The sequence below is a fragment of the Nitrospira sp. T9 genome (assembly GCF_052156535.1).
Taxonomy (GTDB): Bacteria; Nitrospirota; Nitrospiria; order Nitrospirales; family UBA8639; genus Nitrospira_E.
Map to the genome: position 1 here is coordinate 36118 of NZ_JBQKUP010000044.1, position 12517 is coordinate 48634.

At 52.0% G+C, this 12517-nt stretch carries 10 protein-coding genes; 9 read left to right on the forward strand and 1 reads right to left on the reverse strand.

Features of this window, described 5'->3' with window-relative positions; genetic code table 11:
- The first annotated feature begins 134 nt into the window (after positions 1–134).
- Genes ACTRXD_RS21225 through ACTRXD_RS21235 form a run of 3 tightly spaced genes read left to right on the forward strand, consistent with a single transcriptional unit; the run spans position 135 to position 4368 of the window.
- Positions 135–1424, forward strand: a complete 1290-nt coding sequence (locus ACTRXD_RS21225) for a bifunctional folylpolyglutamate synthase/dihydrofolate synthase (protein WP_442433771.1) — start codon at positions 135–137, stop codon at positions 1422–1424.
- Complete coding sequence (locus ACTRXD_RS21230; protein ID WP_442433772.1) at positions 1421–3718, forward strand: LPS-assembly protein LptD; 2298 nt, start codon at positions 1421–1423, stop codon at positions 3716–3718. The genes ACTRXD_RS21225 and ACTRXD_RS21230 overlap by 4 nt, the downstream gene beginning before the upstream one ends.
- 20 nt (positions 3719–3738) lie before the next feature.
- Complete coding sequence (locus tag ACTRXD_RS21235; protein WP_442433773.1) at positions 3739–4368, forward strand: hypothetical protein; 630 nt, start codon at positions 3739–3741, stop codon at positions 4366–4368.
- Here ACTRXD_RS21235 and ACTRXD_RS21240 read toward each other — a convergent pair whose 3' ends face one another.
- Complete coding sequence (locus ACTRXD_RS21240; RefSeq protein WP_442433774.1) at positions 4369–4596, reverse strand: hypothetical protein; 228 nt, start codon at positions 4594–4596, stop codon at positions 4369–4371.
- A gap of 289 nt (positions 4597–4885) precedes the next feature.
- Here ACTRXD_RS21240 and ACTRXD_RS21245 point away from each other — a divergent pair, with 289 nt between their 5' ends.
- From ACTRXD_RS21245 to flgC, 6 genes are all read left to right on the forward strand, one after another.
- The gene (locus ACTRXD_RS21245; protein WP_442433775.1) at positions 4886–6346 is read left to right on the forward strand and encodes a sigma-54-dependent transcriptional regulator; all 1461 of its coding nucleotides are present in this window, start codon (positions 4886–4888) and stop codon (positions 6344–6346) included.
- Between the two features lie 238 nt (positions 6347–6584).
- The gene (locus ACTRXD_RS21250; RefSeq protein ID WP_442433776.1) at positions 6585–8663 is read left to right on the forward strand and encodes a tetratricopeptide repeat protein; all 2079 of its coding nucleotides are present in this window, start codon (positions 6585–6587) and stop codon (positions 8661–8663) included.
- Between the two features lie 37 nt (positions 8664–8700).
- The gene (locus tag ACTRXD_RS21255; protein ID WP_442433777.1) at positions 8701–9807 is read left to right on the forward strand and encodes an ATP-binding protein; all 1107 of its coding nucleotides are present in this window, start codon (positions 8701–8703) and stop codon (positions 9805–9807) included.
- An 11-nt stretch (positions 9808–9818) separates the two neighbouring features.
- Positions 9819–11207, forward strand: coding sequence for a sigma-54-dependent transcriptional regulator (locus tag ACTRXD_RS21260; protein ID WP_442433778.1), 1389 nt, complete (start codon positions 9819–9821; stop codon positions 11205–11207).
- A gap of 314 nt (positions 11208–11521) precedes the next feature.
- A complete protein-coding gene (gene flgB / locus ACTRXD_RS21265) occupies positions 11522–11938 on the forward strand; it encodes a flagellar basal body rod protein FlgB (RefSeq protein ID WP_312746700.1) in 417 nt (138 codons plus the stop codon).
- Positions 11939–12066: 128 nt separating this feature from the next.
- Positions 12067–12510, forward strand: coding sequence for a flagellar basal body rod protein FlgC (flgC, locus tag ACTRXD_RS21270; RefSeq protein ID WP_442433779.1), 444 nt, complete (start codon positions 12067–12069; stop codon positions 12508–12510).
- Positions 12511–12517: the final 7 nt, after the last annotated feature.

The following is a 12517-nucleotide window of genomic DNA, read 5'->3' on the forward strand; positions in this document are numbered from 1 at the left end:
CTCTCCTTGTGCCCCGGTGGCTCTCAACAGCCATGACGATGGGCTTTCCCCTTCATGGTGAGAGCCATACGTTGTAGTTATTATTGATACGAAATCTCCTTCCCTTTATTATCTCCCGCCCGGTTTCGATTTCTGTGGCTAGCTATCCAGAAACGCTTAACTATCTTTTCTCCTTGCACCGGTTTGGTATCAAGCTCGGCCTGGAAGCCATTACCGATATTCTTGCCAGGCTGGGGAATCCTCAGCACCGATATCCTTCCCTGCATATTGCCGGCACGAATGGGAAGGGTTCTTCCTCATCCATGCTGGCCAGGATCCTTGAAGCGAGCGGGTACCGGGTTGGTCTGTATACTTCCCCGCATTTGATTGATTTTAGAGAGCGCATACGTGTTCAGGGAACAGACATTTCGGAAGAATCGGTCTGTGCCCTGACTGAGCAGATGCGGCGAACCGCCAATCCCCTCACAACCCTCACCTTTTTTGAATTTACGACCGCGCTGGCTTTTCTACATTTTAGTTACCAACAAGTGGACATTGCGGTGGTAGAAGTCGGGATGGGCGGACAGTTTGATGCGACCAATGTGTTGAGCCCCATGGGTGCTTTGATAACGGGGGTTAGTTTCGATCATGAGGCCTATTTGGGAGACTCTCTTCAGAAGATTGCGAGGGAGAAAGCCGGCATCATTACACAAAAGGCTCCGGTGGTGTTGGGACCCATGCCGGAAGATATTCTTCAGATTTTTGAGACTCAGGCCAGTAAGTGGCAGGCGCCCTGCTTTCGTATGGGGCAGGATTTTTCCCTTCTGGAAACCAGCGCAACGACTTTTACCTATCAAGGGCCGGGATGGACTATTCCAGGCCTACAGACGAATTTGCCGGGTCGGCATCAGTTGGTGAATGCGACAAATGCTCTTGCGTTATTGGAGATGGCCGTCGATGGCACATTCCCTATTTCACCGTCGGCCATTCGGACCGGTTTGCAAGAGGTGAGATGGAGAGGTCGATTAGAAATCGTGCAACGAAACCCACTTCTGCTACTGGATGGCGCGCATAATATTGCGGGTGCTCACGCGTTATTTGACTTTCTCCACTCACAAATTCATGATGGCGCGGGACGAAAACTCATTTTGGTGGTCGGGATGATGTGCGACAAGAATCTTCAGGGATTTCTGCGTGTGTTAATCCCAATTGTTGACCACCTGATTCTCACACAGCCACGGATGGAAAGGGCGGCGTCGGTAGATGAGCTCAATCAGGCCGTCGATCGCGAAGACCTGGTGCCGTGTTTACTTGCAGATTCATGGGAGGCTGTTTGCAGGGCCAAAGACATCTCCAATCCCGCAGACGTGATCTGTGTGACAGGGTCGTTATTTCTGGTTGGGGAGGTACTCAATCGGCTCACTCAGCCGGGTTTTCCAACGTGACTGGTGCGGGCGTGGGTGGAGGCCTGTGTGTTCTCTCGAGCCGGGCTCATGGAGTGTTGCTTGGTATATTGATCTTCATCACGATACTGGCAGCGGGAGAAACCGTGTTCGGGCAATCGGACGTCTCACTTGTGGAATCCGAGGAGGTCCCTTCAGAATCCTCAGCTGAGAAGGGCTCTGTGGAACCAGCCTCACAGGGAGTTCCCGTCACCATTAATGCCGACCGAATTGAATATGATAATGATCGGGAAGAATATCATGCCACCGGGGCTGTGGATATCACACGTGGACCCATTCATCTCAATGCGGATGAAGCCACCCTTCAAAAGCTCACGGGGCGTCTCACGGCGCGTGGTCATGTGCATTTACGGGATGTGAAGACCGATATCTGGTCGGAAGCGCTTGAGCTCAATCTCAATACCGAAGCGGGAGTGATTACGAATGGCAGTATTTTTCTCAAGGAGCAGAATTCCTTTGTGACGGGGCGACGGCTTCAGCGGTTTTCTGAAACCCATTATCGGGTCAAGGAGGGTTCCTTTACCAATTGTGATGCGAAGAATGGCGAAATTCCAGCCTGGCGATTTAATTTTCATGATATGGATGTGGAATATGAGGACAGTTTGTTTGGTAAAGGCGTTTGGTTCAATGTGAACGATGTGCCGGTCATCCCGCTTCCCACCTTTCGATATCCGCTTGGTGCTTCTCGAAAAAGCGGATTCTTATTTCCTACGACCGGGTACAATACCCAATTCGGTTACCAGTATCGGCAGGGGTATTTTTGGGCCATTAATCCCAGCAATGATTTAACCATTTCCCCCCAAATCTTAACGGAGCGTGGAGGAGGTGCGGATCTGGAATATCGCTATGTGTGGAATCGGCTCACAAAAGGAGAATGGTTGATACGCTCGCTCTATGATACCCAGCAAAATCGTGGGCGAGCCGAAGTTCGAGGAGCTCATGTTCAGCAATTCAATCCTGATTTGTCCTTACGAATGCGCGCCAATTTTTCAAGCGATCGAACGGTCTTGCAAAATTTTAGCAGTTCTGGGACTCAACGGGCTTTACCCAGCCAAGAGTCGCACCTCACTATTTTGCAACGGCTTGATCATGGAGCGCTCTATCTTACCGGCCAATATATTCAGCCGTTAGCCACCGGCGGGAATTCGACCTTTCAGCGGTTACCCGAAATCGGGCATCGCTTCATGAATCCCAGTGTCTTGGGCAGTCCCATATCGCTGACTGCGGAAACGACTGCGGTGCAATTTCACAGGCAGACAGGATTCGATGTCGGTCGGATCGATGTGATGCCGGGACTGTCAATGGAAGGGCTCCATCTGGGGCATGCCCTGGGGTTCCGTCCCCAGGTAAAATTTCGTGAAGTAGGTTATACGCGGGGGCTCACGGAGAAATCAGCCCAACATCGTGAAACCTTTTGGGTTGGGGCTGAATTGTTCTCGAATGTCTCGAAACGGTTTTCCCTCGGCGATGGGAATTGGATTCGTCATTCTCTACAACCGAATGTGATTTATGAGTATGTGCCACAAACGAAACAATCGGAATTCGTTCAGATCGATGCCGTAGATGATTTAATTCAAAAGAGCTTGGTGACCTATTCCTTGAAAAATCGTCTGAGCCAAATTGGTGGCGGAAAATCCAATGCCTGGTTGGATCTGTTCTTTGCCCAAAGTTATCATGTGGCCAATCCGCCACCCCTCGCCTCCCGGTTTTCGGATATCTGGACACGGGGGCATTTTCATTCACCGGTCGATTCCTCAGCCTTCATCTCGGCCTTTAATCTGAGGGTCGATGCCTTTTACGATCCGAATAGGAAATATTTTTCTCAGATGAACACCGATGTGCTCATCCAAAGCCGGCAGACATGGTATATGACCGTTGGTCAGCGGTACACCAAAGAGGGAACGAGAGTCCGCCGGGGAGATATTTGGAATCCCGTGTCGTTTAATGAGGTGTTGGCTCCGGATGAGGAAATCCTCTATCTCACGACTGGAGGTGGAGTGCGTTTGCCCTATGGTGTGACCGTGGGCACCAAGTGGTATCATGACCTCCGAACGGGACAGACGGCGGAATGGGATGTGGTCGGGCTATACCAAAATCCCTGTCGATGTTTTTCCCTCGGGCTCACGTATACACGACTTCCCGACCGCTCACAATTTGAATTTCTCATCAGCTTGACCGGGTTGTGGGGGACCCAAGGGCATGGGACGCAATTAATGAAGCTGATTTTGGGGCCCATCATGGCGGGAGAGCGTGGAATTCCTTGGGACTATCGCTAACCGTCATGCGGATTTTACCTATGCGAATGTGCACGGTCCCGGTGATGGTTCTATGGGGCTTAGTCGTCTGGCCGCTTCATGTCTGGTCCCAAGAAGTCGTGACTGATCAGGTCACCCTCACGTCGGCAAGAGGAAAGCTGTATGGCATCACGTCTGGCGAGGGAATTGCCAGCAAGGTGTTAACGTCGGGGGAAGACGTGCTGGTGGTCGAAAGCAAAGGTGTGACGGGATATGTTCAGACAACCGCACGATTGCTTGGATTTTCAGGTCGATTACAACGGTGGGTGGACATGAATCTTTCCTCGGCGGAGGAAGTGATCACTGCCACGGTCACTCCCCAAATGATCATTGTTCAAGGTCAACAGGCGGCCTACGGTTTTCAAAGTGATCTTGGTCGTTGGAAACGGGAACCCTGGGGAGCCGGAGAGGTGTTGGTGAAGAGAATCGTGAATGACTATGTGGCCGTGCTCATTACTAATCGACGGGCTCTGGGATTTTCTGCGTTGACCGGAGGGTTTTTTCCGCAAGATCTTCCATCCGGCAATGCGATTGACCAGACGGAAGCCAATGCAAATATTGTGATCATCCACCTGTCAGGATTGGTTTTGGTGTTCCGATCCGGCTTGGCGATTTGGACGGTGTTGCCCTGACTAATTGGAGGTAGGACTACTGGCTAATTCCGGGTGTTTGGTCACGCCCGGGTAATCCACCCCAATAGGGCTGTTTGAGCAATAATGGCTCCACCAGTCAATAACTTCCTGAAGAAAAGGATCTTCCGGCCCTGTCGCAAAGAGGTGACCATAGAGATAGCCGGTTTGGGTATCAAAGAGGATGAATATCGGCATGGGAGCCGGGTGTGGAAGATGTGGGGTGTCCATGGGTCGTCGGGATCGTGCGTCAGGGGTTCCTTCCGTTTTCCTCTAGGTATTCTTGTCGGAAGGTGTTGGGTATTTCTTAAATATATCCTTTGATCAACGGGATTTGATCGTTCATGGGGAATTCGGATCTCGGCGAGGATTTAAAGGCGGGGGCATGACCCCGGCAACGATTGGGGCAAATTAGAAGACAACCCTTGACCTTCCCCGTCAAATGGGCTAGCTATGTTCCTTTACCGCACAACCGAGTCAACGGTATGCGCGTTTACATGGGCTGAGAGGGAGGCTATTCATGGATGCGTTCGATTCTGCTGAATCAGCTATCGCGAAGCAGGTTGCCAGGATCCTGCTGGTTGAAGATGAAGTCGATGTGCGGGAGTCCATTAAGTTGCAGCTTGAGGATGAGGGGCATCAGGTTGTGGACACGGAATCCGGCGGCGACGCCTTGGTTCTGGCCGAGTCCTCCCAGTTCGATATTGTCCTGACTGACGTGATGATCCCCGACATCAACGGAATTGAGTTGGTTCAGCGCATTACGCAACTTCCAAATCATCCGGTCATGATCGTCATGACGGGATATGGGTCGGTAGAGATGGCGGTAAAAGCGATTAAGGCCGGTGCCTTTGATTTTCTTTCTAAACCTTTTTCCATGGATGTGCTGAGTGCCACGCTTGCCAGTGCCTTACGCGTCAAAAGTCTTCAGGACGAGAATGTCGAATTGAAAAAAACCGTCAAGGGCCAATTTAGTTTAGGGAAACTCATCAGCTCCAGTCAGGTGATGCAAGAAGTGTTTCAGCTGATCGATTGCGTGGCGGATACCGATAGTACCGTGCTGATTTTAGGAGAAAGTGGAACCGGCAAAGAATTAATCGCCCAAACCATTCATTGTCATAGCACGCGGCGCCAGGGAAGTCTGATTCCTGTCAATTGCGGAGCGATTCCCGAGGCGTTATTAGAAAGTGAATTGTTCGGTCATGAGAAAGGTGCCTTTACCGGAGCGGTCGCATCACGAGTCGGACGATTTGAATTGGCGACCGGCGGAACAATTTTCCTTGATGAAATCGGAGATCTGAGTCCTCCGCTCCAAGTTAAACTTCTTCGTGTCCTACAGGAGCGAACGTTTGAACGGGTAGGGGGTACTCGAACGTATAAATCGGATGCTCGGGTTATTGCCGCCACGAACCAAGATCTTGAAACGCTGGTGGCTGCGAAACAATTTCGGGAGGATTTGTTTTACCGGTTAAATGTGGTGCCGGTTCTTGTTCCTCCTCTACGGCATCGGGTCGAAGATATCCCGCTCTTGCTCCAGCATTTCATCACGATGTTCAATGATCGCCGGAAAGCGGAACTCACCGGAGTGGCCGATGATGCGATGAGTCTCTTATGTGAATATCCCTGGCCGGGAAATGTTCGTGAACTCGGAAACATCGTTGAGCGGATTGCGATCTTGAAACGGCGGGGGATGATCGTCCCGGAAGATTTACCGGAAAAAATCCGGCGATTACCCTCCTCTCATCTCCCCACCATGCCAGCGGCCATTCCCGTGGCAGGGATGGATCTCTCGAGAACGGTTGAGGAGTTTGAAAACCGGTTGATTCTTGAAGCGCTCGAGCGAACGAATTGGGTCAAAAGTAAAGCGGCTCGTCTCCTGCAAATCAATCGCACCACCCTCATTGAAAAGTTAAAAAAGAAATCCCTGGCCGAAGTGGTCGCACAACGTGCGACCCCATCGGAAGATCTGGCCGACGTGTAACAATCGAGGACGCCCGGCCTTTCCTGCCGTGTTTTTGCCTTCCCATTCCGAACAAGCCTGAGGTTCTGACCATTCCGTCAACTCCTTGACGTCGGCAATATTGTCCGTTCGTCTTCGTCCTTGCAAAACTTCCTGGTTTTTCAACGAAAACCCTGTTGTCGATTTTTTGCCATCGGCAAGAATGACTCCGGTCTAATTTTTGCTGAAGAGGTCTATCAGGTTGGAGCAGAAACCAAAAGTGAGGAAATTTACTTGGATTGCCCTGTTGTGTGTTTTCTGGCCCAGCGTAGGTTTGGGAGGCCCGTGTTCGGATTTTTCCTGGTACGTTTCCCGCGACATGGTTATGCCGGAGATTCTTCGACAAGGACAGGATGCATTACGTGCCGGACAACTCTTGGAAGCCAGAAATATGTTTGCCACCTATCTGAATGAGCAGGAACATGGGCAGTTTGCAGAAGGGACCCGTTGGGTCATGGCCTCTCTTCCTGATCCGTTGGATGAACCGGAGAGAGCAAAATTTCAACGCATCGAGCGTCTCCAAGCGATGAAAATGAGTGATCCGGAGAGTGTCTATGTCCCATGGGCCGTGTGTGCCATGGGTAATGTGTATTGGGAGGCTGGATGGTTTTCAGAAGCCAGCGGAATATTCGAAGATTTTCTCCGGTCCTATCCCGATCATCCGTTAGCGGGAGGAGTCATGGTCGAAGCCGGGCTAGGGTATCTGAGCAATAAGCAATATTTGGAGGCAGCACTGATTCTCAGACGAGTGGTAGAAGAACCCAAGTGGAGTGGCCATCGCCTGAAGGCTGCATTAGGGTTGGCGGATGCCACGGCCATGGCGAAGGCTTGGAAGCAAGCCTACTACTGGTATCGAGTGGTCGAAGCCGAAAAGCCTGAACTCATTCGCCGGTCAGGGAATTCATCGTATCAGTATGGATTAACGGAACTTTCCATTGGAAATCCCGCCATGGCGATATCCAGATTTTTGTTGACGGTGAATCTTCATCCGCATGAGGAACCAGCCGGGATGGCCTTGAATCAAATATCAGAAAAATTACGGAAAGACGGGCATGAATATCTGGCCTTGTATTTTGCCGATCAGGCCCGACAACGTTTTCCCGACCAGGAACCCGGGCGACGTGGACAGGCCGCGCTGACCAGATGGGTCGTGACGTTTGTCACCCAGGAGCATGCCAAGGAGGACTGGGTCAAGGTGTATCATCGGTTTGATGATTTGGAAATCTATCTCTCGCTCTCATGGGATTATGTTCTAGAAACGGCCGGAATGCTCAGTCATGCCCTGGAAAGGGATGTGGCTGATGAGAGCCTGCTGTGGATGGGGCAAGCCTATCAGGCGCTAGGGGAATACGCTGATGCGGTTCAAACCTATACCCGCCTCATTGTCGTCACCTCGTCCGATGATAGGCGTCAGACAGGACAGGATCGACTCGCCCGCTTGTTACAGCATCAGATGCGTTCCTTCTATGATTCGAAAGCCTGGGTACCGTTACTCAAGTTTCACGCCGACTATCAAGAGGCGTTTCAGCTGGTGCCATTGGAACGGGAGCGTCTCTTCATGGTGGCGCAAGCCTATCAGCAAGTGAACCTTCCGGCAGAAGCCTGGCATTGGTATGGCCAACTCTTAAAGGAGTATCCCGACAGTCCGTTTCGGGAAGACATTCGTCTTCAGCAGGTGGTGGTTGCTCAAGAGCAGGAAATTAAATCTTTGGTGCAAGAGGCGGGAGCGTCCTATCTCCGGGAGTTTCCCAATGGTCAGGGACGGGGGCAGGTGGAGACCATTCTTGCCTTGGAAGCCCTCACCGACAAACGGTATGCAGAAGCGATTCAAGGTTTCTCGGCGGCTCTCCAGTATTTGGACGGTGAAATGGAGCAACGCTATGTGCTCCGGAATCGGGCGCGTGCCTATCGAGCGCTCGGGCAGATGGAGTCCGTGGTGCAAGACCTTCGACAGGTGGTGTCCATTCAACCCACGCAGGTTTCCGATGTCCTCCGTTTGGGGGATGCCATGTTTGATCATGGGGACTATGTCGAAGCTCAGCATCTGTACGATCAAGCCCTGGCCTTTGATGCGCCGCCGGCCTTGCACACCTGGGCCAAATATCGTTTAGCGGCCTCGCTTGAATACATGGGGAAGTCTGATGAAGCGGCCGCACTGCTCGCTGAAATCCGCCAATTACAAACCCGTTCTCCAGAACTGGAACATACGATTCGTTCAGCCGCCACGGCGGTGTTGGATGAAATGTCCTCGAAAGAAATGCCACCAACCAGGATACCCGATGCCCCAATTCAATCCTAAACCGATGATCGTTTTGAGTTCCAAGAGGAATAAGGACTTGAGCTGGCCGACACTCGACTCCACCACGGAGCCGACGATTTCCAGTGAAACCCTCAGTCTGGCGCTAGAGGCCAAGTATGCGGAAACGCAACGATTGCATCATCACCTGCATCGTTTGGTGAAAAGTCTTCCGTTGCCTGCCCTGCTCTATAACCGCAAAGGGCGGATTGTGACGGCCAATCACGAGGCCCATGTGCTGATGGGAGGAATCGATTGGAAGAAGATGGACTGGCAGGTTCAGGATCTCTGGACAAGCCTGGGGTGGCCACCGGTCCCATTTTCCGACTGGAAGTGTAAGTCAGGCCGGATGTCCTGTTGGGATTGTCCGTTAGGAGGTATAGATCAACCCTCCAGTCTGACGGTTCGTTATCTCAAATACGAAGGGGATGCGCACAGTGGACCGACGGAACAGATTCAACGTTTGGCGACCATAGGAGAACAGGTTGGGCGGCTGGCGCATGATATTCGAAATCCACTGGCGAGTATTGAATGGTTTGCCACGCTGTTGGGGCGGGACAGTCCATCCGGTAAGGGACGTCAAGAGCTGGCGGATCAATTACTTCACGCCATTCGTTCATTAGATGGACTGGTCTCGAATCTCTTAACATCCACCACGCCATTGAAGGGAAATCGGCAGTGTGTGAATCTCTTGGAACTATTGGATGATGTGGAACTCTTGGCCATGTTTCCCCTCAGAACCAAACGGCTGACCATTCACCGGCAGCGAGAAACCTCGCTTCTCGAGATCTTGGGACATGAGCAGTTATTAAAACAGGCACTCTTGAATCTGCTCCTGAATGCCATTCAGGCCTCTCCGCCGGATGGTCATATTGAGATTCAGTGCTGCCGGGCTTCTCGGCCGGTTTCGGGAGGGGACGCCTCCACCGGAGTCAATGGCGTGGCATTGAGTATTCGAGATGAAGGATGTGGCATGTCGGAAGAAGAACTCACCAGAGTTTTTCAGCCATTTTATACGAAACGTCAGGGAGGGACCGGCCTGGGACTCCCGATCGTGAAAGACATTATGCAGGTGCATCAAGGCATGATTGAGATGGAAAGCCTGACCGGCAAAGGAACAACCGTCAAACTATTTTTTCCTCAATAAAGGAGATCGGCATGATCGATACCGAGGGTGGAGTGGGCCGGGGTATCCTGGTCGTTGAAGATGATGAACAGTTGCAATCGGCCCTGACCCATGCGTTGAGTCAGCATGGGTATGCCGTCACGGTTGCCAGAGATGGCTATGAAGGATTGGAGCGTATGGAACGTGAGGCCCCCTGGCTGGTGCTGACTGATCTGAATTTGCCAGGCAAAGGAGGAATGGATTTTTTACGAGAAGTCCGAAACCAGGGTTACCATATGCCGGTCGTGGTTATGACCGCCTATGGTGGAGTGGATGCAGCCGTCGAGGCCCTCAAATATGGAGCAACCGATTTTCTTCAAAAGCCATTTCCCCTTGATCGTCTTGAAAAACTCATAGACCAGTTGAAAGATGCGCAGCCTGTGTCAGGGCTGGAGGTTCTGAGGGAACAGGAACGATGCCGCCGTGAAGAGCCGCGCGAAGGATTCCTGACCAGAGATCCGAAAGTGTTGCACACTATCAGCATGTTAGAGATGGTGGCGGCCAGCCCGGCAACCATTTTGATTCAAGGCGAAAGCGGGACGGGAAAGGAAGTCCTGGCCCGGCATGTCCATCGTCATAGTCCCAGGGCTTCGCAACCATTTGTGGCGATCAATTGTGCCGCCCTGCCGGAAGGACTCTTGGAAAGTGAATTGTTTGGCTATGAAAAGGGGGCCTTTACCGGTGCGCTGGCGAGACGATGCGGCAAATTTGAATTAGCTCACCAGGGAACATTGTTGTTGGATGAAATCGGAGAAATGAGTTTGGGATTACAAGCCAAATTACTCAGGGTCCTTCAAGAACGTGAAGTGGATCGCCTCGGCTCCAGGCAGCCGGTGCAGGTGGATGTGCGGGTCATTGCCACGACGAACCGGAATTTGGCGCAGGAAGTTCAGGCAGGCCGGTTTCGTGAAGATGTGTATTACCGGCTGAGTGTCATGCCGTTTACCATTCCGCCATTGCGTGATCGCCCGGAGGACGTTCAATTATTGGCGGAATATTTTGCCAATCGGTCATTGCGGCGAAACCGGCGCACGCCGTGCGAGATCTCAGATGAGGCGATGGCCTATTTGAAACGGCGGCCGTGGCGGGGAAACGTACGCGAACTGGAAAATGTGATTGAGCGGGGTGTGTTATTAGCCGGGAATGGGCCATTACTGATTGAGCATTTTCAGTTTGAAGAACCTATGTTGGCGGCCAATCATGCCAGTGCGCCAAGTGGGACTATCTGGGAAATGGAACGAGAACTCATTTTGAGAACTCTGGAGCGCCATGATGGAAATCGGACTCATGCGGCCAGGACATTGGGAATCAGTATTCGTACCTTACGGAATAAATTACGGGAGTATCGACAGTTAAACGGGGGGCTTTCCCTGAGTATTTAAGAAAAGGCAAGCGGAAGAATATCTGACTGCTCATTTCTGCGGATTGCGCGGAATGGTAGGAGTAGAGCGGAAAAAAATGCCGGTGCGGGCAAAAGTTACCTTGAGACCATTAACGACGGACGGTGTGAGAGTTGAGGCGCGAGAGGAATGCGGGAGGATCTCATTTCTTCCCTTCCTGTTCATTCCTTACCAGTGATTTCTGGCATTGGTGTTGCTGACTGGAGTGAGAATGGCGAGGTTTGCGCGGACCGGTAGCAGGGTAATACAGGTGAAGACACAGGAGAACATGAAAACCGGGAAGGAGAGAAAGCCCCATGATGATTTCCCCGTGGGATGAAGGCACGCGACTCTTTGAGCGGTCACTGGATGTCCGGAGCGGCATTCAGGAAACGATTGCCTCCAACATGGCCAACGAAGAAACGCCGGGCTACAAGTCCAGGATCCTGCCCTTCCAAGAAACCTTTAATGCTGTTCTTCGAGGGGATGGTCCATTGGAGTCAGTCGTCACCAATCCGAAGCATGTGCGCACGGCCTCAGAGGATTCCCGGATATTTCAGCACACCATCAAACAGGATGCCGGAGCGGGGTTAGACGAGAATACCGTGAATTTGGAAAAAGAAATGACCCTGATGGCGGAAAATACCTTGATGTATATGGCGGTCAGTCAATTCTTAAAAGGGCGCTTCGATGGCTGGAATGCGGCCATTGATGGAGGGAGTGGCGGTAGGTGACCCCCATTGAGGGCATGGTTCCCATGACGCTGATCCATGGAAAGCCGAGAGAACACGTGAAACGGGAGGTTGCTGAAGCGGAGATGGATATGACGATCTGAAATGGGTGTCGGAAAAAGGAGGATACGATGAATATTGATCGAGTGTTTTCGGTCGTGGGGTCTGCCTTGGATGCACAGCGGCAGCGGTTAAATATCATTGCCAGCAATTTGGCCAATGCGGAATCCACCCGGACGCCGGAAGGGGGACCATACATCAGACGTGATGTCGTGTTTCAAGCCTCACCGGCAGGGCAGCAGTTTTCCAATGTTTTTGCCAATGCCTTTGGTGACCAGTCCGGACCATCCGGCGTACGGGTGACGGATGTGATCCAAGACGAGCGACCGTTAAGGACCGTGTACGATCCCAGTCATCCCGATGCGGATGAACAGGGGTATGTCCACCTTCCCAATGTAAATCCGATCGAGGAAATGGTCAATCTCATGTCGGCGACCCGCGCCTACGAGGCCAATTTAGCCGTGATGGAAACCGGCAAGACAATGACGCTTCGTGCATTAGAAATGAGTCGCTAAGGCTCTT